The sequence below is a fragment of the Pseudooceanicola marinus genome (genome assembly GCF_002786295.1).
GTDB classification, from domain to species: Bacteria; Pseudomonadota; Alphaproteobacteria; order Rhodobacterales; family Rhodobacteraceae; genus Pseudooceanicola; species Pseudooceanicola marinus.
This window is the reverse complement of the sequence record NZ_PGTC01000010.1, coordinates 374237-395255: the sequence shown is the minus strand read 5'-3', so window position 1 is coordinate 395255 and position 21019 is coordinate 374237. Positions and strand designations below refer to the sequence as shown.

Genomic DNA, 21019 nt, shown 5'->3' with positions numbered 1-21019 from the left:
GGCCTAGCGGCCGGTACAGGGGCGCCCCGGGAAAGTGAAAAGGCCGGAGCGTCTGCCCCGGCCTCTCAATGTTCGCCTCTCTCGCCCGATCAGGCGGAGGGTTCCGGCTCCAACCCGCTATCGGGCTTGGGCTTCGGCTTGGTCTTCGGGATCGCCGCCACGGAAGGCGCGGACCCCTGGTCAGAGCTGTCATCTTCGCCGTCATCGGCATGGGGCGGCTCGCCACGGATCACACGTTCGATCTCGGCGCCGGTCAGGGTCTCATATTCCAGCAGGCCCTGGGCCAGCCGTTCCCATTCCTCGTGACGCTCGGTCAGGATGCGATGCGCCTCCTTGTAGCCTTCGTCGATGATCCGCTTCACTTCGCTCTCGATCATCTCCTTGGTCTGGGCGGAGATGGAGAAGCCGCCGGCGCCGCCCCCACGGAAGGCCTCAGCGGCCTCCTGGTAGTCAATGTTGCCGACCGCGTCGGACATCCCCCATCGCATCACCATGGCCCGCGCCAGGTTGGAGGCCTGCATGATGTCGCCCGAGGGGCCATTCGACACATGCTCTTCGCCGTACTTGATGATTTCGGCGGCCTTGCCGGCCATGGTCATCGCGATCTTCTCTTCCAGCTCATCCTTGAAGTAATTCAGCTGGTCCATTTCCGGCAGGGACATCACCATGCCCAGGGCCTGGCCGCGGGGAATGATGGTGGCCTTGTAGACCGGGTCGCATTTCGGCAGCGACAGACCGACAATGGCGTGGCCGGCCTCGTGATAGGCCGTCATTTCCTTCTGCGCCGGGGTCATCACCATGGAGCGGCGTTCGGCGCCCATCATGATCTTGTCCTTGGCGTTCTCGAAATCGACCATGGTCACGAAGCGTCGCCCGACGCGGGCCGCCATCAGCGCGGCCTCGTTCACCAGGTTCGCGAGGTCGGCGCCGGAGAAGCCGGGCGTGCCGCGTGCGATGATGCGCAGGTCGACGTCAGGGCCCAGAGGCGTCTTGCGGGCGTGCACGCCCAGGATCTTCTCGCGGCCCTTGATGTCGGGGTTGGGCACGGTCACCTGGCGGTCGAAACGGCCCGGACGCAGCAGAGCGGGGTCCAGCACGTCACGACGGTTGGTCGCCGCGACGATGATCACGCCCTCGTTGCTCTCGAAGCCGTCCATCTCCACCAGCAGCTGGTTGAGGGTCTGTTCGCGTTCGTCGTTGCCCCCGCCGTACCCTGCGCCACGATGGCGGCCCACGGCGTCGATCTCGTCGATGAAGACGATACAGGGGGCGTTCTTCTTGGCCTGTTCGAACATGTCGCGGACACGGCTTGCACCGACACCCACGAACATCTCGACGAAGTCAGAGCCGGAGATGGTGAAGAAGGGCACGCCCGCCTCGCCCGCGATGGCACGGGCCAGAAGCGTCTTACCGGTGCCCGGAGGGCCCACCAGAAGCGCGCCCTTGGGGATCTTGCCGCCCAGGCGCGAGAATTTCTGCGGGTTACGCAGGAATTCCACGATCTCTTCCAGTTCTTCCTTGGCCTCGTCGATGCCGGCCACGTCGTCGAAGGTCACGCGGCCCGATTTCTCGGTCAGCATCTTGGCCTTGGACTTGCCAAAGCCCATGGCCCCGCCCTTGCCGCCGCCCTGCATGCGGTTCATGAAATAGATCCACACACCGATCAGCAGCAGGATCGGCAGCAGCGAGATGATGAAGGCCTGGAAGCCGTTCTCTTCCTGGCTGCGCGCCTCGACCGGGATGCCGTCGGCGATCAGCTCGCTGGTCAGTTCGGCATCCTCGGGTTTGATGGTCACGTAGTCGCGGCCGTCGGTCCCGCGGTACAGCACCTTCTCGCCATCCAGCGTCACGGATTGCACGAATCCGTCGTCCACCTCCTGAACGAATTGGGAGTAGGGCCGGGACTGGCTTTGCAGCGCGCTGTTCGAGCCGCCGAACAGATTGAACAGCGCCACGATCAGCAGCAGCAGCACGGCCCAGAAGGCGAGGTTTTTTGCGGTACCCACGAAAGGTCTCCCCTAAGTCGAAGTCGTAAGTCGCCTAGCATAAGGGCGTCCGGGATTAAATAAGCTTGATCGCCCCGGGTTCAATGTAGCGCGACCCAGTCGTGGGCCCGAGCCGGTCAATTTGGGCGAAAAAATCTCCCCGCGCTCACTGCGCCAGGAGGCCGGTGTGCAGCGCGTCCTCGCCACGCAGCAGATCCGCACGCCAGCCGTCGCCGAACCCCGCATGGGGCGCGGCCACCAGGTCCCCGCCCATCCAGACCGAGGGATAGCCCAGCAGGGACCGGTAGGGCAGCCCGGAGGCGCGCCATTCACTGCACAGGCGCAGGCCCTCGGCGCCCAGTGGGCGGATCTCCGCCCCCGCGGCGCCGAAGCGGTCGCCCCAGGGGCCGCTGAGCCGCCAGCGCCCGTCCCAGACCCCGTCGGCAGGAACACTCAGATCCTTCACCGCGGCGTATTCGCGGGTGATGCGCAATTCGTGCGGGGTGACCGAGATCTGGCAGCCGTGCAGCGTCATGCCGGTGCCCGATCGCACCGCCTCCTGTGCCATCGCAAGCGCACGGCGCCGCGGCGGGTAGTCGCTGCCCGAAATCCAGATCAGCGCCTGCGACAGCAGACGCCGGGCGATCTCGGGCTGTAGGACGCGAAAACCGCTGCGCTCGATCACCAGGTCGCCCCCCTGGATCCGCGCCAGGCGCTGTGCCTCCGTGAAGGCGTACCAGCCAAGCGCGTTGCGGACCGAGGCCATGTTCTTCGCCGTTTCCGACAGCGTCTGCACGGTCAGACCCAGCGGGCGCAAAACCTCCAGCGCACGGCGGGCGCGCACCCGGTCGAAACGGTCGTCCTGGTTCGACGGATCCTCGACCCAGGTAAGGCCGCGGCTCTTCAGGTAGATCCGCAGGCAGTTGCGCGAGACCTCCAGCAGCGGCCGCACCAGCGTCACCGCCCCCATGCGGCGACGTGCAGCCATGCCCGACAACCCGTCGGCGCCCGGCGCACGCGCCAGGCGCATCAGGAAGGTCTCGGCCTGGTCATCGGAGGTATGGCCCAGGGCGATCTGGCGCATGCCGTGGCGGCGCGCCCAGTCCGCCAGCAGATCATAGCGCGCGCGACGGGCCCGATCCTGAAGGTTGCCCGTCTCATCCGCAGCGCCGTCCCAGCGCAGCACCTCGTGGGGCAGGCTCAGGCCCGCAGCCGCGTCGCCGACACGGGCCGCCTCTTCGGTCGCCTCGGGCCGCAGCCCGTGATCCACCGTGGCCACGCGCAGGCGCAGCCCGCCCTCGGCAGCAACCTCCGCCATGAGATGCATCAGCGCCATGGAATCTCCCCCGCCCGAGACCGCGAGGCCGATTTCCTCCGCGGGACCGGGCAGGAAATGCCCGGCGACGATCTCTTTCAGGAGGGAGGTGCTTTCAGTCATGCAGATGCCGGTGTCAGCTACAGCCCTGTTGCTGCCGCGCGGTACCCGCCTCGGTCGCCCAGGGGTCGCCGGGGAAGCGGTTGGAGACTTCGCTCAGGGTCACGCAGCTTTCGTTCTGTTGGCCCAACTGGCCCAGGAGGAGGCCCAGACGATAGAGCGACTCGGGCGCGCTGTCCTCGGAGGGTGCGGCCGAGAAGGCGTCGAGATAGGCGCGGGCGGCGGACTTGATGTCCCCCTGCCCCTCCAGCGCCCGGCCTCGGCCCAGGTCGGCCTCGGGGGTCAGGGGGCTGCCGGGGTAGCTGGCCTTGAAGGTCTCGAAGGCCGACAGCGCCGCACTGTAATCCCCGTTCTCCAGCAAATCGGAGGCGGACTGGAAGTCGGCCTCTTCGCTGACCGCCAACTGGGGGTCGGCCCCTCCGCTTGCGGTATCGCCGGTGGCGGGCAGCGTGGTCTGAGAGACGCCGGAACCGGTCCCGGACGCCGGCGCGCCTGTTTCCGCCCCGGCCCCGGAGGTCGCCGGCGCGGTGCCGCCGCCCAGGGTCGTGGTTTCACCCAGCTGGCTCAGATCGCCACCTTCCAGTTCGACCAGGCGGAATTCCAGGTCACCGATGCGGTTGGTGCCGTCGGTGACAACGCGGTCGATGCGATGTTCCAGCTCTTCGGTCTTGCCGGTCAGGCGGCGCAGCTCGGCCTCGATGGCGTTCAGCCGCTCCAGCTGGCTGCCGCCACCGCTCATCTGCGTGGGCGCGCCGGTGGTCGACAGCTCGCGCTTCAGCCCCTGCACCTCGCCATATAGCAGGGTCAGCTGCTGGCGCACATCGGCCAGGGTCTCCTGCTGGTCCTGCGCGGCCAGCGGCGCGGGGGCGGCCAGCGGTGCCAGGGCCAGCGGCGCCACCAGCGCCAGGCGCAGCGCCAGCTGGCGCCAGCGCCGGGTCAGCGACGCGCATTTCAGGGGCATTCTGCGATCGGGCATTGCCGTCTCCCTCACTCTTCGTCGGTGCCGAACGAACCCCGGCGGCCCATGGCGCGCCGAGGTCCCGTGGAACCGGACAGAGGCGGCCCTGCGGACCGCCGCCTTGCGGCATCGTGGTCGCCCGCCCCGGTCGTCGAACCGGGATCGGCGCCGTCGCTGCGCCGGGGCGACTAGACGCGCGTTACATGCCGACGCCGCCGGTCAGCACCGTGACGGCGCGACGGTTCTTGGCGTAGCAGGCTTCCTCGGAACAGATCTCGATCGGACGTTCCTTGCCGTAGCTGATCGTGGTCAGCCGGCCTTGCGGAATGCCCTTCGACACCAGGTAGTCCCTCACGGCCGTGGCGCGGCGTGCGCCCAGGGCGAGGTTGTATTCCCGCGTGCCCTGCTCATCCGCATGGCCCTCGATGCGGACCTGGTAGCTGGGGTTCGACTGCAGCCAGCGCACCTGGCCGTCCAGAACGGCCTGGGCCTCGTAGCTCAGGGTCGACTGGTCCACGGCGAAGAGGACACGGTCGCCCACGCTCTGCTGGAAGTAGGCCGGAGAGCTGGGATCGGAAACCGTCCCTGCGGCGCCTGCGCCGCCGGCCTGGTTCAGATCGGTGACATTGTCGAAACGGTCGGGCCTCATGCTGGAACACCCGGCCAGGCCGAGGCCCAGGACGGTGCACAGGAGGGTGGCTTTCACCAGATGGGTCATGCGTCGTGCCTCATATGTTTTGTGTAGCGTATATTACCGGGTCCGCCCCGGGCAAGCGCCGGGACAGCAAGGACGCCCTTGCCCGACGGCAAGGACGCGAAGCAGGGCGTGCGACGGGCGCTCGCGATCATTGCAGGGGGCCCCACGCCGGGTCCGAGGCGCCCGAGGGGGTCGAGACCCGCTTCAGGTTCCGCCCCGTGATATCAACGGTGTAGAGCGAAGAGGAGCCCGTTGCGCCCTGGGTTTCGCGGGCGAACATGATGACGCGGCCATTGGGCGACCAGGTCGGACCCTCGTCCAAGAAGGAGGCGGTCAGCAGCCGCTCGCCTGACCCATCGGTGCGCATCACCCCGATGTGGAAGCGGCCCTTGGACTGCTTGGTGAAGGCCACTAGGTCGCCGCGCGGCGACCAGACCGGTGTGCCGTAGCGCCCTTCGCCAAAGCTGATCCGCTGCGCCTCGCCGCCCGTCGCCGGCATGATATAGAGCTGCTGGCTGCCACTGCGGTCGCTTTCGAAGACGATGCGCGAGCCGTCGGGGCTGAAGCTGGGCGCGGTCTCGATCGAGGGCGCATCGGTCAGCCGGGTGCTCTGCCCGCTGGCGATGTCCATGCGGTAGATGTCGGTATTGCTGCCCTCGGTCTTGGAATAGATCACCGTGCGCCCGTCGGGGCTGAACCGTGGAGAAAAGGCCATGTCGCCCGCCCCGGTGTCCAGAACGCGGCGCCCGACACTGGCCACGTCCAGCATGTAGATCTGCGGCCGGCCGCTTTCGTAACTGGTGTAGAGCACCCTGTCCCCGGTGGGGGAGAACCGCGGCGCCAGCACGATGGAGCTGCTGTCGGTCAGGAACTGCACGTTGGCGCCGTCGTAATCCATGATCGCCAGACGCTTGCGCCGCGCGTCCTTGGGCCCGTCTTCGGAGACGAAGACGGTGCGGCTGTCGAAATAGGGATCCTCGCCAGTGATCCGGCTGTAGACCGCGTCGGCCACCTTATGCGCCATGCGCCGCCAACCGGCCTCGGTGCCGGTAAACTGAAGGCCCGCGCCCATTTCCTGATCGGCGAAGACGTCATGCAGGCGGAACTTCACGTTCACCTGCCCGCCCTGCACGGCCACGGCGCCGGTGATCAGCGCCTCGGCGTTGATCGCCTTCCAGTCGGCATATTGCACGGGGCTGTTGAACGAGGTGATCCGCCCGATGTGGGCCGAGGGCGGAACTTCCCGGAAGAGGCCCGTGCCCACCAGGTCGTCGACCACCACCCGGCTGATCTGCGCGGCCATCTGGCCCGCCTCGCCGCCCTCGGGCACGAAGGCCGGCACGGCGATCGGCATCGGCTCGATCACGCCCTCGGTGATCTCGATCCGCAGGGGACCGGAGGATTGCGCCTGCGCGGCCCCTGGCGCCAGCGGCGCGACAAGGGCGGCAAGGCCGAGGGCGAGGCTCAGGCAAAGGGCAAGCGGGGTCTGGACTGCAAGGCGTGTCATCATAGGTTCCGCATTCTCTCCGGATTGAATGTCATTTCGATGTCGCGCCAGCTGTCGTATTTCTCGGGCGGCAGCGCGAAGCCCCCCTGCATGGCATTGCAGCGCAGCACGGCACGCCGCGCGGCGTCGAAGGCCGCCCGCTGGGCCGCCGCGTCACCGCCCTGGGCGCTGGCCATCTCCAGCGTCGATTGCTGCACCTGCCCGTCGCGATCCAGCGAGAAGGACAGCGTCACGACCACCTGGGCGGCGGGCGAGCCGGGATCGACCACCCAGCACTGCTGCACCGCCAGGCGCAGGCCCTCGCGTTCCGCCGCGGACAGGGGCGGACCCTGGCGCACCGGCGCATCGGCCTCGCTGCCGCCCGCCCCGAGCGCCTCGGCCAGGGCCTGGTCGATGGCATCGTCGTTCTGCTGCGGCGCGGGCTCGGGCTCTGGTTCAGGCTGCGCGGCCTGCTGCTGCGGCTGCGGATCTTCCGGTTCCGCCTCCGGCTCAGGTGCCTCCGCCTGGCGCTGCGGCCGGGTCTTGGGCCGCACGGAAGACGTCGGCGCACCGGAGGGCCTGTCGGCTTCGGTCACGATCTCGGTGGTCGAGCGTTCGGGGGCCGCGGCCTCCTGCTCGTCCTGCTGCACCTCGGCCGGTGCGTCCGAGGGGGCGACCTCGGGGCGGGTCTCGATGTCCACGGCCACGTCTTCCTCAGGGCGCGCGACCGGCTCTGGGCTGACGCGCGGGGCGGCTTCGGGGCTGGGCTCCAGATCCGGACGGTCGGGTCCCTGCACCTGTTCAGGAACCGGCGGCAGTTCGGGCGCGACGTCGTCGACCTCGGCCTGGGGCACAACCGGCTCCGGTTCAACCTCCGGGACGGGATCGGGTTCCGGCGCCGGTTCCGGCGTGGGCGCGGGCGGCTCTGGCGTGGGCGCGGGGGCCTCCGGTTCCGGGGCGGGTGCCTGGGGTTCGAGTTCCGGCGCGGGGGCCTCGGGCTGCGACAGCTCGGTCGCCGCCCCGGGGGGCTGCGCCGCGCCTTCCAGCGCCGCGAACTCCGCCTCGGTGATCAGCGTCACCGGGCTGACCTGCGCCGGCTGGGGGGCGGAGGTGAACAGCCCGCCGAGAAACAGCCAGCCGATCAGGCCCAGATGGACGGCCCCGGATATGGTTTGGCCCGTGTTCATGCTCTGGCGGCCTCAGCCGGCCTCCGCTGTCGGATCGGCCTGGTCGGTGACCAACCCGATGTCGCTGAACCCGCCGGCGTTGAGCGCGCCCATCACCTGCATCACCTTGTCGTAGGAGACAGAGCCGTCGGCGCGCAGGTAGATCCGGGTCGAGGCGCGTTCGGCGGCCACCGCGCGCAGGCGGTCGACCAGCTCGGCGCGGTCGGTCTCGGTGGTCTGGATCAGGATGCGGCCATCGGCGGTCAGGGTGACCGACAGCGGCTCCTCGGCCTCTGTGGGCAGGGCCGTGGCCTGGGTCTGCGGCAGCTGCACCGGCACGCCGGTGACCATCAGCGGCGCCGCGACCATGAAGATGATCAGCAGCACCAGCATCACGTCCACGAAGGGCGTGACGTTGATCTCGGCCATGGGCCGTGCGCGACCGCCGTGGCGACGCCCTCTGCGACGTCCGCCCCCGCCTTTTCCGATGACACCCGCTCCCATGGCTCAGGCCTCCAGCTGGCGGCCGAGGATGGTGGCGAACTCATCCGCGAAGGCCTCGTAGCCGCCGACCAGACGGTCCGAGTCGGTGCTGAGCTTGTTGTAGAAGACGACCGCCGGGATGGCCGCCAAGAGGCCGAGCGCGGTGGCCAGCAGGGCCTCGGCGATGCCCGGCGCCACGACGGCCAGGTTGGTGTTCTGGGTGGCGGCGATGCCGATGAAGGCGTGCATGATGCCCCAGACCGTGCCGAAGAGGCCGACGAAGGGCGCGGTGGAGCCGACGGTGGCCAGCACCGGCAGGCCCGATTGCAGGCTTTCGGCCTCCTTCGCGATGGCCACGTCCATCGATCGGTCGATCCGCGCCTGGGCGCCGGCGATCATCTGACCGTCGCTGCGGTAGCTGCGGCGCCATTCGGTCATGCCCGCGGCGAAGATCCGCTCGCTGCGGCCCGAGGGGTCCGGCCCGATCTCGTCGTATAGCTCGTCCAGGGGCTCACCGGACCAGAAGGACCGGTCAAACCGGGTCGCCTCGCGCCGGGCGGCGCGGTAGGCGATGATCTTCTGGATGATGATCGACCAGCTCCAGAAGCTGGCCAGGATCAGCAGAAGCATCACCAGCTTCACGGTGAAGGTTGCCTGAGAGAACAGGCCAAGCATGGAGAAGTCGATCTCCGACGCCATTGCCAGGGTTTGGGTTTCCATTCGTCTGCTCTTTCTCGCCGGGCCGTCTGATGCGGCCAATTGTCAGAGAACCTAGCGCAGATCCCGATCAAAGGCCAATGACAAAGGCCTTTCGGCGGCGTGAGCGGCGGGGTGTTCGCCCCTCAGTCGGGGGGCAACTGGCGAAGAACCGCCGGCAGGCGGGTGGCCCCGCCCTGCCCGTCCAGCGCGACCAGGGTAACCTCGGAGGCGAAAAGGCTTTCCCCCTCGCGTGTGACATCCTGGCCAAGGATGATCCGGGCGGGCGTGACCTTCAGCACACGGGTCACCACCGTCAGCCGCTCGTCGAAGCGGGCGGGCGCGAGATAGTCGGCCACCACCCGGCGCACGGCGAAAACCTGGCCCGTCTCGGCCTTCATCGCCGCCTGGTCGATCCCGAGGTCGCGCACCCATTCGCTGCGCGCCCGTTCGATGAACTTCAGGTAGTTGGCGTAGTAGACGATCCCCGCCAGGTCGGTGTCCTCGTAGTAGACCCGCAGATCGAACCTGTGCATTCTCCGCTCCTGCTTTTGGGCCCGGCGCGGGCCTGATGACGTCTTGCTGCCTCCTGCGGCGCCCGCTGTCCAGAGGCGCGGCGGGGCGCCGCGGGGGCCAGCCCCCGCCCCCCCCGGAGTATTTCCGGCTGTCGGATAAGAAGAACGCCGCGCCCCTTTGCTCAGTTGAAGAGCTGCCCGGCCCGGGCCGCCAGGCGCATCGCCAGCACGGGGTCCTGCGACGCGGCGGGCAGGACCGGATCATAGGCCGCGCGCAGCAACGAGGTCAGGTCGGGCCGCAGCACCGCCTCGGTCCGCCCTTCCACCCGCGCCAGGGCCGAACGGCCCGCGAAGGCGCCGGGCGCCCAGAGCAGCATGGTCTTCAGCATCTGTTCCATGCCGAGGTCTGCCGCCGGCATCCCGGCCAGCGCGCCCGTCATGCGCAGGAAGACGAAGGCGGCCTTGATCGACCCGTCCTCCTCGAAGCGGAAGAAGCGGTACTGGTCGGCCTCCTCGGCCTTCAGTCGCGGCAGCAGGGCGGGCAGGTCGGGCACCAGGCGATCCATGTTCTCGACCTCGGCCAGCTCGGCCCAGTCGGTCAGGAAGAAGATCATCAGGTTGGCGCCCAGTTCCGGGTCCGTTTCCGCCAGCCGGTGATTGGCGGCCAGCACAACGGTTGCCATGGCCGCCTTCAGGGGCGCGACGCTGTCGTCGGTGGCGCCGAAGACCACTGGCGCGATCGGGCGCGACCAACGGGCGAAGCGGAAACTGCCGTCAGGGCCAGTGAACAGCGCCTCGGCCTCTTCGGGGCTGGGGGCCAGTCCTTGCATGCTTTGTCCTTTCCTTCGCGGGAGGTGTCGGGTTGGGGCGGCCGGGCGAGGTTACTTGCCGAAGAGATCCGGGCCCGCCTGCGGCTCTCGCCGGGGCGGGGTCAGCCCGAGGTGCCCCCAGGCCCGCTGCGCCAGCATCCGCCCGCGCGGCGTCCGCTGCACCAGCGCCTGTTGCAGCAGGTAGGGCTCGATCACCTCTTCCAGGGCATCTCGGCTCTCCGACAGCGCCGCCGCCAGGGTCTCGATCCCCACGGGGCCGCCGCCGTAGCCTTCGCCGATCATCCGCAGGTAGCGGCGGTCGGCGCCGTCGAGGCCCAGCTCGTCCACGCCCAGCCGGGTCAGCGCGCGGTCGGCCAGGGCGCGGGTGATCGTGCCGTCGCCCTCGACCACGGCGAAATCCACCACCCGGCGCAGCAGACGCCCGGCGATCCGCGGCGTGCCGCGAGCGCGGCGCGCGATCTCCTGCGCGCCCTCGGCATCGGCAGGCGCGCCCATCAGGCGGGCATTGCGGGTGACGATGTCGTGCAACTCCTCGACCGTGTAGAACTGCAGCCGCGTCGGAATGCCGAAACGGTCGCGCAGCGGGGTGGTCAGCAGGCCGAGGCGCGTGGTGGCGCCGACCAGGGTGAAGGGCTGCAGCTCGATCCGCACGGTGCGCGCGGCGGGGCCTTCGCCGATCACCAGGTCCAGCTCGAAATCCTCCATCGCGGGATACAGAACCTCTTCCACCGCCGGGTTCATGCGGTGAATCTCGTCGATGAAGAGAACGTCGCGCGCCTCCAGGTTGGTCAGGATCGCCGCCAGGTCGCCGGATTTGGCCAGCACCGGGCCGGAGGTCATGCGAAAGTTCACCCCAAGCTCCCGCGCCATGATCTGCGCGAGCGTCGTCTTGCCGAGGCCCGGCGGCCCGTGGAACAGCGTGTGATCCATCGCCTCGCCGCGCTGGCGGGCGGACTGGATGAAGACCTTCAGGTTCGCCCGCGCCTGAGCCTGGCCGATGAAGTCATCGAGCTGCTGCGGCCGCAGGGCGCGGGTGTCGCCGGCGGCATCCTCAGGCAGCGGATCGGGGCGCAGGGTGGGGTCCGGTTCTGTCATCCGACCCTCCTAGCGCCGGGCACGGGGAACGGGCAAGAGCGGTTCATTCCTTCGGCGCCAGCAGGCGCAGCGCCGCGCGGATCAGCCCGGCCATGTCGAGGTCCGGATCCTCGTTCAGCGCCTGGGCGACCGCGCCCGCGGCCTCCGAGGGTTGATAGCCGAGGTTTGAAAGCGCCGAGAGCGCATCGCCCTGCAGGTTGGCCGCCGGTTTCGGCGCGGGCTTCGGCGCCCGAGGCCCGGGCGCGATCGCAGCGGGCACCGGAGCGTCCTCGATCACCTCGGTGACCTCGGCGCTCTGCCCGCCCATGGACATGACGGCAGGTGCCTTGTCCTTCAGCTCGGCCACGACGCGCTGCGCGATCTTCGGGCCCACACCCTTCGCCGCCTTGATCGCATTCCAGTCGCCGAGCGCGATCGCCCGCCCGACCCCGTCGGGGCCAAGCGCGGACAGGATCGCCAGCGAGGCCTTGGCCCCCACCCCCTGCACGGAGGTCAGCAGCCGGTGCCATTCCTTTTCCACCAGCGTCGGGAAGCCGAAGAGCTGCAACAGGTCCTCGCGCACCAGCATGTCGGTATAAAGCGCCACGGCCTCGCCGGGACCGGGCAGCGCGGCCAGCGTCCGGTCGGAGCAGTGGACGACATAGCCCACGCCGCGCACGTCCAGCAGGACATGATCCGTGGCCTTGTAGTCGATCCGACCCGAGAGTTTCCCGATCATGCGCCTCTCCTCATGCCTGCGCCCTCATCAGCTTGCCCAGAGACGACCCCGCGTGGCGGGCATGGCAGATCGCCACGGCCAGGGCATCGGCAGCGTCGGGGCCGGCGAACTGCACGCCCGGCAGCTGCATCTTCACCATGTGCTGGATCTGCTTCTTGTCCGCGTGGCCGACGCCGACCACCGTCTTCTTGATCTGGTTGGGCGCGTATTCGCCCACCTCCAGCCCGAAACGCGCGGGCACCAGAAGAGCCACGCCCCGCGCCTGGCCCAGTTTCAGCGTGCCAGCCCCGTCGCGGTTGACAAAGACGTGCTCGACCGCTGCCTCGTCCGGCGCGAACCGGGTGAAGACCTCCGACAACGCATCGTGCAGGGCCAGAAGGCGCTGCGCCAATGCGGTGCCGGTGCCGTGGCAGACGCCATTGCCCAGGTGCGAGATCTTGCTGCCTTCGACACGAATCACGCCCCAGCCAAGGTTCTGTAGCCCCGGGTCGATCCCCAGAATGCGCATGCTGCCGCCCCTTTTCCTGCCCGAGACCCCGTATTCGCGGATGTGTTCACGGTTTTTTCACTGACTTAGCACGAAAGGAGAACATTCGCCAAGACCCCGCCCGGGTCGCCTTCCTGCGCAAAACGCATGTCGGAACGGCGCGAATCCGACATTCCACGACCTGGATCCGACCCCAATGTCACGGATTTTTATGGGTTTTCGAACGAAATTTTAACAAATGGTCAGCCATGCAAAACGCGCATGCAATCCATGCAAAAATGCTGATTGTTTGGGCGGAAAAAGAATCCTACCTGCGGCGTCAGAGAACAACCCAACGGGGTCCGGCACAGGGCCCCACCCCGAAAGTTAAGGACTACGACCATGACCACGCTCTACGCACGCACCGCCGCCTCCACCTCCCTGGTTCTGCCGATCGCCGCCGCCGTCAACCACCTGGTTGCCGCCGTGATGCGCTGGAACGACGCCCGCGTCACCCGCAAGGCCCTGTCCCGCCTGACCGACCGTGAACTGAACGACATCGGCCTGGTCCGCGGCGACATCGACCACATCTCGAAGATCTGAGACCCGAAAAAGGCGCGGCTTTGGGGGTCGCGCCGCTTTCGGGGACAGGAAGCCGCGCCGGGAAACCGGGGCGGCTTTCTTCTTTTCAGGCGTCGTTTTCCCGGAGAAGCTTTTCGGAGACCCAAGACCCTCTGCCCTGGGACAGCCGCCTGCCAGGTCGGACCTGAACCGGGTTACAGGTGCTTGATGTAGGGGCGCAGGCGGGTGCCCAGCTCCTGGGTCAGCGGATCCACCTGCATCAGGCGGCTCAGGGTGCGCTCCCAGCCGGCGCCCTCCGACAGGACCTCGGCCCGGCGTTCAAATTCCGCGGCGCCGAGAAAGGAGAAGCCGATCACCTTGAACAGGTAGATCGCCGCGACCAGCACCAGCAGCCCACGGGTCAGGCGCCAAAGGCCGAAGCGGCGGGCGCCGCGCCGGCGCACGTTGCCGTAGTCATCCACCGTGAACCGCATGCCACCGGCACGCCGCGATTTATTCTCGATCCGGCGCACACGGTCGTCGAATTCTCTAAAGGATTGGGTCATCTCGTCCCTCAACTCTCAGCCCCCCAGCCCGTCGAGATCAAGGTAAACGCAGGATTCGGGCCTGAATGGGGCCGAAAACGGTCAAACCCGGTACAGCGATGCGTGCTGACCGGGTCCGAACCGTCGGGACGAAGGTGTTGGGGTCAGACCCGACGCAGGGTCAGGGTGGTCCATTCGCGGATCTGTTCGGCGTGGTGCAGGGCCAAGCCCTCGGCCTCATAGGCGGCCTGCACGGCCTCGGCCTGCTCGTTCAGCAGGCCCGACAGGATGGCGTAGCCGCCCTGTTCCAGGTGCTTGGCCAGGTCGGGCGCCAGGGCCACCAGCGGGCCCATCAGGATGTTGGCGAAGATCAGGCCATAGGGGGCCTTCTCCGCCAGGATTGGGTTGTCGAACCCGGCCGCCTCGCAGCAGGTGACGGCGCCGGCCATGCCGTTGGCCTTCAGGTTGGCCTCGGCCACCTCGACCGCGACCGGGTCGATGTCGGAGGCCACGGGCGTGCCCGGCCAGATCTTCGCCGCCGCCATCGCAAGCACTGCGGTGCCGCAGCCGATGTCGGCGGTGCGATCAGTGGAGAAACCTTCGTTGTCCAGCCGGTCCAGCGCCTTCAGGCAGCCCAGGGTGGTGCCATGGTGGCCGGTGCCGAAGGCCATGGCAGCCTCGATCAACAGCGGAATCTTGGCGGGGTCCTGCGGCAACTTGTCGGCATCATGGGAGCCGTAGACGAAGAAGCGCCCGGCCTCGACCGGTGCCAGCTCCCGGCGCACATGGGCCACCCAGTCGGTCTCGGGAAGCTCGGACACGGCGAAGGGGCGCGCGTTGTGCAGCGTGGCCAGCAAGGCCAGCCCGGCAATGTCGGGCTTCTCCTCGAAGTAGCCGCCCACTTCCCACAGGCCGGAGCCGTCTTCCATCTCGAAGACACCGACGCCCGTGGGTTCCGGCATCAGCCCTTCCATCGCGGCGCCGAGGGCCTCGGCGTCGTGTTTGGTTTCAAGGGTGGTCAGGGCGGTCCAGGTGGCCATTGCGTCCTCGCATCTTGGGTCGCTCAGCGGCCTAAGCGCCGGGCGGCCCGGCGTCAAGCGCGCTCACTCCGCCGCGGCGGGGGAGCGGCGTCCGGCGAAGATCGTCTCATACCCCGGTTCGGGGTGGCGGGGGATCAGCAGGCCGAAGAGGAAGGAACAGGCCGCCAGCCCCGAGGCCAGCACGAAAACCGCCGCCGGAGATACCAGCCACAGGTAGCCCAGCGAGGCCGGCAGGACGACCGCCGCGATGTGGTTGATGGTGAAGGCCACGGCGGCCGTGGGGGCCATATCGCCCGGGTCACCGATCTTCTGGAAGTAGGTCTTCAGCGCCAGCGCCAGGCCGAACAGCAGGTTGTCGATCACGTAGAGCGTGGCCGCCAGCACCAGCCCCCAGCCGAAGAAATAGATGCCGCCATAGAGCGTGAAGATAGTGACCAGCCCTGCGTATTCCACCAGCAGCACCCGGCGTTCGCCGAAACGGCCAACGGCGCGGCCGATCATGGGCGCGATGATCATGTTGCCGAGCAGGGTGATGAGGAAGAGCGAGGTCACCTCATGCACGTCGAAACCGAAGCGTTCGACCATCATGAAGCCTGCGAAGACCACGAAGATCTGCCGCCGTGCGCCCGCCAGGAACTGCAGCACGTAATAGAGCCAGTAGCGCTTGCGCAGCACCAGGGTCTTGCGCTGCGGATGCGGGCTCTCGAACCGGGGATAGCTGAAGCGCGCGAACAGCGCGATGGCCACGGTGATCCCGCCCGCGATCATGAAGACCGTGTTGTAGGTCAGACCCAGCGGATCCCACAGCAGCACGATCAGCCCGTAGGACACCAACGTCGCCGCCGATCCCACCGCCAGGAGCTTGCCCAGCACCTTCGGCGCCTCCTCGCGGGTCAGCCATTGCAGTTGCAGCGACTGGTTCACCGCCTCGTAGTAGTGGAAGCCCACCGAGCTGAGGAAGGTGATCATCAGGATGCCGCCGAGCGAGGGGAAATAGGCCGTCAGACCCGTGGCGATCCCCAGCAACATCAGCGAGGTCAGCGCCAGCGCCTGTTCCCGCACCAGGATCAGCACCAGGATCACCCCGAAGCTGAGAAAGCCCGGGATCTCCCGCACCGTGTGCAGCCAGCCGATGTCGGAACCGTCGAACTCCGCCGCCTCGATGACGAAGTTGTTCAGCAGCGCCGACCAGGTCGCAAAGGAGATCGGCATCGCCGCGGCCATGAGGAACAGCAGCGCCACGGGGCGCCGCCAGAAGGGTTGGGTGGCCGCATCGGCAAGGGGAAGGGTCTTGGTCATGCAGCCCAATTAATGCGATCCGCATGCTTTGGATAGAAAAATGATTTCGCAAGAACGCACAATTTGGCCGCCCCCCCGCGCGGGGGCCGGTTCGCCGCGCGGCCAGCCCGGCCCGGGGCCTGCCTCAGAAGAAGCTCTGCGGGTCGATGTCGATCGCCAGGCGCAGGTTCTTCGGCAGGCGGACGCCCGCGACCCAGTCCGACACCGCCCGTTGCAGGGCCACGCCCTTGGGCGCCTTGACCAGCATCCGCACCCGATGCCATCCGCGCACCCGGGCAATGGGGGCGGGTGCCGGTCCATACACCACAGCGCCCGCCGCGCGGATCGGACCGTCATGGCGGGCCAGCTCCATCCCGGCGGCCATGGCCACATCGGCCTGTTCCGCCGACAGGATGATCCCCGCCATGCGTCCGAAGGGCGGCATGCCGGCCTGATGACGGCTTTCGGCCTCTGCGTTCCAGAACTCTTCCTCGTCGCCCGACAGGATGGCGCGGATCACCGGGTGGTCAGGCTGATAGGTCTGCATCAACGCCTGGCCCGGCTTGTCGGCGCGCCCCGCCCGCCCCGCCACCTGGCGCATCAGCTGGAAGGTCTTCTCGGCCGCCCGCATGTCGGACCCGTGCAGGCCCAGATCACTGTCGATCACCCCCACCAGGGTCAGCGCAGGGAAATTGTGCCCCTTGGCGACCAGCTGCGTGCCCACGATGATGTCCGCGCCGCCCCCGGCAATCGTCGCCACCGCCTGTTTCAGGGCGCGAGCCGAGGAAAAGAGGTCCGACGACAGCGTGGCGATGCGCGCCTCGGGGAACAGCGCCGTGGCCTCCTCGGTCAGCCGCTCGACCCCGGGGCCGACGGCGGCCAGCGTCCCTTCCGCCTCGCATTTCGGGCAGGTCTCGGGCACCGGCATGTTCTCGCCGCACTGGTGGCACATCAGACGCTTGAGGAAGCGGTGCTCGACCATCCGGGCGTCGCATTGGGGGCATTCGATCTGATGCCCGCAGGCCCGGCACAGCGTCACCGGCGCATAGCCACGGCGGTTGAGGAACAGTAGCGACTGTTCCCCGGCCTCGACCCGCTGGTTCACCGCCTGGCGCAGCGCGGGGGAGATCCACTGCCCCGACGGCACCTCCTCGGCACGCATGTCGATGGCCTTCATCTCCGGCAGGACGGCAGCGCCGAAGCGGGATTTCAGATCGACCCGGCGATACTTGCCTGCCTGGGCGTTGACCCAGCTTTCCAGGCTCGGCGTGGCCGAGGCCAGAACCACCTGGGCGCCCGCGATGGAGGCGCGCAGCACCGCCATGTCGCGGGCATTGTAGAGGACGCCATCCTCCTGCTTGTAGGAACTGTCGTGCTCCTCATCCACCACGATCAGGCCCAGGTCGCGGAAGGGCAGGAACAGGGCGGAGCGCGCGCCAACCACCAGCTGCGCGCCGCCCTCGGCCACCATCTTCCAGGTGCGGCGGCGTTCGGTCATGGTGACGCCCGAATGCCATTCGGCCGGTTTCGCGCCGAAGCGTTGCTCGACCCGGGTCAGGAATTCCGCCGACAGGGCGATCTCAGGCAGCAGCACCAGCGCCTGACGGCCCTGGGCCAGGGCGGCGGCCACGGCCTCCAGGTAGACCTCGGTCTTGCCCGACCCGGTGATGCCGCGCAGCAGGGTCGTGCCATAGCTGCCCGCGCGCAGACCCGCGCGCAGATCGTCCGCCGCCGCCTCCTGCGCCTCGGTCAGGGCCTTGCCGGGCAAACTGGGGTCCAGCGTGGGATAGGGCAGATCGCGGGGGGTGTTCTCCTCGCTGACCGCGCCCTGTTTCACCAGACCCTTGATCACCGAGGAGGTGACGCCCGCGGCCTCGCTCAGCTCCTTCAGGGTGAAGGCCAGGCCGCCAAATTCCTCCAGCACCGCCAGCACGCGGGACCGCGCGTCGGTCATCCGATCGGGCTCGCCCTCGCCCATGCGGTAGACCTTGCGCATCGACGGCGGATCGGTGAGGCCCGGCGCCCGGGTCGCCAGGCGCAACATGGCGGGCATGGGCGTCAGCGTGTAGGCCCCGGCCTTTTCCAGGAAGTCGCGCATTTCCTCGCGCATCGGCGGCACGGGCAGCACGGCATTGATGCCGCGCGCCTTCGACAGGTCGAAGCCGCCACGCCCCCGACCCCAGACCACGCCCATCACCAGCCGCGGCCCCAGGGGCACCAGCACGAAGGCGCCGTCGGCCACCCCACCGGGGGGCGCCTTGTAGTCCAGTGGCCGGTCCAGCGGCTGAGTCGTCAGCACGCTGACCAGTTCGCCTTCCGCGTAATCGGCAGGCGCATAACTGTAGGCTGGGGTCTCATCGAAGAGAGAGCCGGGGAAGGCAGGGTCGGGATCGGCCAAAGAAAGCGTCCGCGCGTGTTCAGGGTTTCGGGCAACCAGTCTATCGGGTAAACGCGGGGCGAGACAATGCAACCCGGGGGACCCCGATCATGAAGTTTTTCGTCGACACCGCAGACGTGTCCGCCATTACCGAGCTGAATGACCTCGGCATGGTGGATGGCGTCACCACCAACCCCTCTCTCATCAAGAAGTCCGGCCGTGACATCCTGGAAGTGATCAAGGAGATCTGCGACCTGGTTGACGGTCCCGTCTCCGCCGAGGTGGTCGCCACCGAAGCCGAGCAGATGATCGCTGAAGGCCGCAAGCTGGCCAAGATCGCCGACAACATCACCGTGAAGGTGCCGCTGACCTGGGACGGCCTGAAGGCCTGCAAGGTGCTGTCGGACGAAGGCACCATGGTCAATGTGACCCTGTGCTTCTCCGCCAACCAGGCGCTGCTGGCCGCCAAGGCCGGCGCGACCTTCATCAGCCCCTTCATCGGTCGCCTGGATGACATCAACCTGGACGGCATGGAGCTGATCGAGGACATCCGCACCATCTACGACAACTACGGGTTCGAGACCGAGATCCTGGCGGCCTCGATCCGCACGCCGAACCACGTTCTGGACAGCGCCCGCATCGGCGCCGACGTGATCACCGCGCCGCCCGCGGTCATCAAGGCCCTGGCCAGCCACCCGCTGACCGACAAGGGCCTGGATGCCTTCCTGAAGGACATCGCCGAGGCCGGCATCAAGATCCTGTAAGGCGCCCCCTGCCCCCGGCGGGCAGGCGCACCGACAGGCAGACGACGAGGGGCGCCTCCGCTGACAAGCGGGGGCGCTTTCCCTTTGCGGGGCCTGCGACCAAAGTCCCGGCTCGGGCGGCGAAACTTCGCTCTCCCGCACCAGAAAAGGCGCGAAATCCCCCTGCGGGTCTGCTAGGTTTACCGGCAAAAGAAGACCAGAGGCAGGCACCAGGCATGACAACGACACCCGGCAAACCCGAGCTGGACCGAAAACTGCGCGAGCGCGTACTGGCGCGGCCGGATATCATCCTCGACGACAGCGACATGATGAAGGCCCTGATCGCGGCCAACGACAAGACCATGGGCGGCAATATCGTCGACCTGCGCGGCATCGCCATGGAACGTCTGGAAGACCGGCTTGACCGGCTGGAGGACACCCATCGGTCGGTCATCGCGGCGGCCTATGAGAACCTCGCGGGCACCAACCAGATTCACCGCGCCATCATCCGCATGATGGATGGCGACGAATTCGAGACCTTCCTGCGCGACCTGGGCGGCGAGGTGGCCGACATCCTGGGCGTGGATTCCATGCATCTGGTGCTGGAAACCACCCAGGACGAAAGCGACCCGGCCGTACGGCGCCTGGGCGACGTGCTGCGCGTGGTCGATCCCGGGTTCATCTCCGCCTACATGGACGGCTACCGCACCTCCCCCGCGCGTCAGGTGATCCTGCGCCAGATCGAGGCCGGCACCGAGGAGATGTACGGCGAAAAGGCAGAGCATACCTGTTCCGAAGCATGCCTGCGGCTGGACTTCGGCCCGGGACGTCTGCCCGGCATGCTGCTGATGGGGTCCGAGGATCCGCAGCAGTTCACCCCGCAGCAGGGCACCGACCTGCTGGGTTTCTTCGCCGGGGTCTTCGAAAGGACCATGCGGCGCTGGCTGTCATGAGCCGCGCCGAGGGCAGCCTGCTGATCTCGCCGGCGGCGCGCGACGCACTGACAGAGTGGCTGGAGCTGCAATCGGCGGTCCAGGACCGGGCCGAGAACACGATCACCGCCTATCGTGGCGACGTGGCCGAGTTCCTCGCCTTCCTGACCACCCACAAGGGCGAGGCCCAGGGGCTGGGGCCGCTGCGCGACATCACCCTGTCGGACATGCGCGCCTGGATGGCCGCGATGCGCTCGGGCGGCTGCGGCGCCCGCAGCCTGGCGCGCAAGCTCTCGGCGGTCAAAAGCTTCTACCGCTGGCTGGCGGAGCGCGAAGGGTTCGAGCCGACCGCCGTGCTGGCTGCCCGCTCGCCGCGCTATCAGCGCAAGCTGCCGCGCCCGCTGTCGGTGCCCGACGCGGCGCAGATGATCGAACGGGTTGGCGAACAGGATGCCCGCGACTGGGTCGCGGCGCGCGACACCGCCGTGCTGACCCTGCTCTACGGCTGCGGGCTGCGGATCTCCGAGGCGCTCGGCCTGACCGGGGCCGACCTGCCCCTGGGCGAGGCGCTGCGCATCCGCGGCAAGGGCGACAAGGAACGCGTGGTGCCGGTCATCGCCCCGGCCCGCGCAGCGGTCGACCGCTACGTCACCCTCTGCCCCTGGGAGATGGAGCCCGATCGCGCGGTCTTTCGCGGCATCCGGGGCGGGCCGCTGGCCGCCGCGCAGTTGCGCAAGACCATGGCCCAGGTGCGCGCCCAGATGGGCCTGCCCGCCAGCGCGACACCCCACGCCATGCGCCACAGCTTCGCCACCCACTTGCTGAACGCCGGCGGCGACCTGCGGGCGATTCAGGAACTGCTGGGTCACGCCAGCCTCTCCACCACCCAGGCCTACACGGCGGTCGACAGCGCCCGCCTGATGGAGGTCTACCGCAAGGCCCATCCGCGCGGCTGACCCCCGTCCCTCCCCCGACCTGAAACCGCCCGATCCCGCGGCACGGGGCTAACCGCT

General features: G+C 68.4%; 21 protein-coding genes. 4 read left to right on the top strand and 17 right to left on the bottom strand.

Annotated elements, in window-relative coordinates:
• Nucleotides 1–89: 89 nt before the first annotated feature.
• The 13 genes from ftsH to ruvC form a co-directional block, all read right to left on the bottom strand.
• Nucleotides 90–2006, bottom strand: coding sequence for an ATP-dependent zinc metalloprotease FtsH (gene ftsH, locus CVM50_RS06110; protein ID WP_085887506.1), 1917 nt, complete (start codon nucleotides 2004–2006; stop codon nucleotides 90–92).
• A gap of 145 nt (nucleotides 2007–2151) precedes the next feature.
• The gene (tilS, locus tag CVM50_RS06105; protein ID WP_085887507.1) at nucleotides 2152–3423 is read right to left on the bottom strand and encodes a tRNA lysidine(34) synthetase TilS; all 1272 of its coding nucleotides are present in this window, start codon (nucleotides 3421–3423) and stop codon (nucleotides 2152–2154) included.
• Nucleotides 3424–3436: 13 nt separating this feature from the next.
• Nucleotides 3437–4396 carry a tol-pal system protein YbgF gene (ybgF, locus tag CVM50_RS06100; protein WP_232618169.1) on the bottom strand — a complete coding sequence of 320 codons (960 nt, stop codon included), beginning with the start codon at nucleotides 4394–4396 and terminating at the stop codon, nucleotides 3437–3439.
• 181 nt (nucleotides 4397–4577) lie between these two features.
• The gene (gene pal / locus CVM50_RS06095; RefSeq protein ID WP_085887508.1) at nucleotides 4578–5096 is read right to left on the bottom strand and encodes a peptidoglycan-associated lipoprotein Pal; all 519 of its coding nucleotides are present in this window, start codon (nucleotides 5094–5096) and stop codon (nucleotides 4578–4580) included.
• Between the two features lie 127 nt (nucleotides 5097–5223).
• Nucleotides 5224–6582 carry a Tol-Pal system beta propeller repeat protein TolB gene (gene tolB, locus CVM50_RS06090; protein ID WP_408634048.1) on the bottom strand — a complete coding sequence of 453 codons (1359 nt, stop codon included), beginning with the start codon at nucleotides 6580–6582 and terminating at the stop codon, nucleotides 5224–5226.
• On the bottom strand, nucleotides 6582–7748 hold the full coding sequence (locus tag CVM50_RS06085; RefSeq protein ID WP_085887510.1) for a hypothetical protein: 1167 nt from the start codon (nucleotides 7746–7748) through the stop codon (nucleotides 6582–6584). Before CVM50_RS06085 ends, tolB begins: the two co-directional genes overlap by 1 nt.
• A gap of 12 nt (nucleotides 7749–7760) precedes the next feature.
• Complete coding sequence (gene tolR, locus CVM50_RS06080) at nucleotides 7761–8231, bottom strand: protein TolR (RefSeq protein WP_085887511.1); 471 nt, start codon at nucleotides 8229–8231, stop codon at nucleotides 7761–7763.
• A gap of 3 nt (nucleotides 8232–8234) precedes the next feature.
• A complete protein-coding gene (gene tolQ, locus CVM50_RS06075) occupies nucleotides 8235–8930 on the bottom strand; it encodes a protein TolQ (RefSeq protein ID WP_085887512.1) in 696 nt (231 codons plus the stop codon).
• Between the two features lie 122 nt (nucleotides 8931–9052).
• A complete protein-coding gene (gene ybgC, locus CVM50_RS06070; RefSeq protein WP_085887513.1) occupies nucleotides 9053–9442 on the bottom strand; it encodes a tol-pal system-associated acyl-CoA thioesterase in 390 nt (129 codons plus the stop codon).
• 161 nt (nucleotides 9443–9603) lie between these two features.
• Entirely contained in the window at nucleotides 9604–10251 is a 648-nt protein-coding gene (locus CVM50_RS06065; protein WP_085887514.1) for a hypothetical protein, read from the bottom strand.
• Nucleotides 10252–10302: 51 nt separating this feature from the next.
• Nucleotides 10303–11346 (bottom strand): Holliday junction branch migration DNA helicase RuvB, encoded by a 1044-nt coding sequence (gene ruvB / locus CVM50_RS06060; protein ID WP_085887515.1) that lies wholly within the window; start codon nucleotides 11344–11346, stop codon nucleotides 10303–10305.
• 43 nt (nucleotides 11347–11389) lie between these two features.
• Nucleotides 11390–12064: a Holliday junction branch migration protein RuvA gene (ruvA, locus tag CVM50_RS06055; RefSeq protein ID WP_085887516.1), complete on the bottom strand. Its 675-nt coding sequence runs from the start codon at nucleotides 12062–12064 to the stop codon at nucleotides 11390–11392.
• 10 nt (nucleotides 12065–12074) lie between these two features.
• On the bottom strand, nucleotides 12075–12572 hold the full coding sequence (gene ruvC / locus CVM50_RS06050) for a crossover junction endodeoxyribonuclease RuvC (RefSeq protein ID WP_085887517.1): 498 nt from the start codon (nucleotides 12570–12572) through the stop codon (nucleotides 12075–12077).
• Nucleotides 12573–12932: 360 nt separating this feature from the next.
• On the opposite strand from ruvC, the gene CVM50_RS06045 reads away from it, so the two are divergent.
• Entirely contained in the window at nucleotides 12933–13133 is a 201-nt protein-coding gene (locus CVM50_RS06045; RefSeq protein WP_085887518.1) for a DUF1127 domain-containing protein, read from the top strand.
• A gap of 173 nt (nucleotides 13134–13306) precedes the next feature.
• On the opposite strand, the gene CVM50_RS06040 is transcribed toward CVM50_RS06045, so the two are convergent.
• From CVM50_RS06040 to CVM50_RS06025, 4 genes are all read right to left on the bottom strand, one after another.
• Nucleotides 13307–13657, bottom strand: a complete 351-nt coding sequence (locus CVM50_RS06040) for a hypothetical protein (protein WP_085887519.1) — start codon at nucleotides 13655–13657, stop codon at nucleotides 13307–13309.
• A 143-nt stretch (nucleotides 13658–13800) separates the two neighbouring features.
• The gene (locus CVM50_RS06035; RefSeq protein ID WP_085887520.1) at nucleotides 13801–14676 is read right to left on the bottom strand and encodes a 50S ribosomal protein L11 methyltransferase; all 876 of its coding nucleotides are present in this window, start codon (nucleotides 14674–14676) and stop codon (nucleotides 13801–13803) included.
• 63 nt (nucleotides 14677–14739) lie between these two features.
• On the bottom strand, nucleotides 14740–15975 hold the full coding sequence (locus CVM50_RS06030) for an MFS transporter (protein WP_085887521.1): 1236 nt from the start codon (nucleotides 15973–15975) through the stop codon (nucleotides 14740–14742).
• A gap of 124 nt (nucleotides 15976–16099) precedes the next feature.
• Nucleotides 16100–18262: a primosomal protein N' gene (locus tag CVM50_RS06025; protein WP_268808204.1), complete on the bottom strand. Its 2163-nt coding sequence runs from the start codon at nucleotides 18260–18262 to the stop codon at nucleotides 16100–16102.
• A 179-nt stretch (nucleotides 18263–18441) separates the two neighbouring features.
• Between CVM50_RS06025 and fsa the strand changes: the two genes are divergently transcribed.
• The 3 genes from fsa (at nucleotide 18442) to CVM50_RS06010 (ending at nucleotide 20962) form a co-directional block, all read left to right on the top strand.
• On the top strand, nucleotides 18442–19095 hold the full coding sequence (fsa, locus tag CVM50_RS06020) for a fructose-6-phosphate aldolase (protein ID WP_085887523.1): 654 nt from the start codon (nucleotides 18442–18444) through the stop codon (nucleotides 19093–19095).
• Nucleotides 19096–19310: 215 nt separating this feature from the next.
• Nucleotides 19311–20027, top strand: coding sequence for a DUF484 family protein (locus tag CVM50_RS06015; protein WP_085887524.1), 717 nt, complete (start codon nucleotides 19311–19313; stop codon nucleotides 20025–20027).
• Nucleotides 20024–20962 carry a tyrosine recombinase XerC gene (locus tag CVM50_RS06010; protein ID WP_085887525.1) on the top strand — a complete coding sequence of 313 codons (939 nt, stop codon included), beginning with the start codon at nucleotides 20024–20026 and terminating at the stop codon, nucleotides 20960–20962. Before CVM50_RS06015 ends, CVM50_RS06010 begins: the two co-directional genes overlap by 4 nt.
• The last annotated feature ends 57 nt before the right edge of the window (nucleotides 20963–21019 follow it).

What these genes read in the sequence shown, in the direction of transcription:
- ybgC (WP_085887513.1), bottom strand. Translation starts at nt 9,442, where the DNA reads ATGCACAGGTTCGATCTGCGGGTCTACTACGAGGACACCGACCTGGCG.
- CVM50_RS06015 (WP_085887524.1), top strand. Translation starts at nt 19,311, where the DNA reads ATGACAACGACACCCGGCAAACCCGAGCTGGACCGAAAACTGCGCGAG.
- tolQ (WP_085887512.1), bottom strand. Translation starts at nt 8,930, where the DNA reads ATGGAAACCCAAACCCTGGCAATGGCGTCGGAGATCGACTTCTCCATG.
- ybgF (WP_232618169.1), bottom strand. Translation starts at nt 4,396, where the DNA reads ATGCCCGATCGCAGAATGCCCCTGAAATGCGCGTCGCTGACCCGGCGC.
- CVM50_RS06035 (WP_085887520.1), bottom strand. Translation starts at nt 14,676, where the DNA reads ATGGCCACCTGGACCGCCCTGACCACCCTTGAAACCAAACACGACGCC.
- tolB (WP_408634048.1), bottom strand. Translation starts at nt 6,582, where the DNA reads ATGACACGCCTTGCAGTCCAGACCCCGCTTGCCCTTTGCCTGAGCCTC.
- CVM50_RS06030 (WP_085887521.1), bottom strand. Translation starts at nt 15,975, where the DNA reads ATGACCAAGACCCTTCCCCTTGCCGATGCGGCCACCCAACCCTTCTGG.
- tolR (WP_085887511.1), bottom strand. Translation starts at nt 8,231, where the DNA reads ATGGGAGCGGGTGTCATCGGAAAAGGCGGGGGCGGACGTCGCAGAGGG.
- ruvB (WP_085887515.1), bottom strand. Translation starts at nt 11,346, where the DNA reads ATGACAGAACCGGACCCCACCCTGCGCCCCGATCCGCTGCCTGAGGAT.
- CVM50_RS06085 (WP_085887510.1), bottom strand. Translation starts at nt 7,748, where the DNA reads ATGAACACGGGCCAAACCATATCCGGGGCCGTCCATCTGGGCCTGATC.
- CVM50_RS06065 (WP_085887514.1), bottom strand. Translation starts at nt 10,251, where the DNA reads ATGCAAGGACTGGCCCCCAGCCCCGAAGAGGCCGAGGCGCTGTTCACT.
- CVM50_RS06010 (WP_085887525.1), top strand. Translation starts at nt 20,024, where the DNA reads ATGAGCCGCGCCGAGGGCAGCCTGCTGATCTCGCCGGCGGCGCGCGAC.
- CVM50_RS06045 (WP_085887518.1), top strand. Translation starts at nt 12,933, where the DNA reads ATGACCACGCTCTACGCACGCACCGCCGCCTCCACCTCCCTGGTTCTG.
- fsa (WP_085887523.1), top strand. Translation starts at nt 18,442, where the DNA reads ATGAAGTTTTTCGTCGACACCGCAGACGTGTCCGCCATTACCGAGCTG.
- CVM50_RS06040 (WP_085887519.1), bottom strand. Translation starts at nt 13,657, where the DNA reads ATGACCCAATCCTTTAGAGAATTCGACGACCGTGTGCGCCGGATCGAG.
- ruvC (WP_085887517.1), bottom strand. Translation starts at nt 12,572, where the DNA reads ATGCGCATTCTGGGGATCGACCCGGGGCTACAGAACCTTGGCTGGGGC.
- tilS (WP_085887507.1), bottom strand. Translation starts at nt 3,423, where the DNA reads ATGACTGAAAGCACCTCCCTCCTGAAAGAGATCGTCGCCGGGCATTTC.
- pal (WP_085887508.1), bottom strand. Translation starts at nt 5,096, where the DNA reads ATGACCCATCTGGTGAAAGCCACCCTCCTGTGCACCGTCCTGGGCCTC.
- ruvA (WP_085887516.1), bottom strand. Translation starts at nt 12,064, where the DNA reads ATGATCGGGAAACTCTCGGGTCGGATCGACTACAAGGCCACGGATCAT.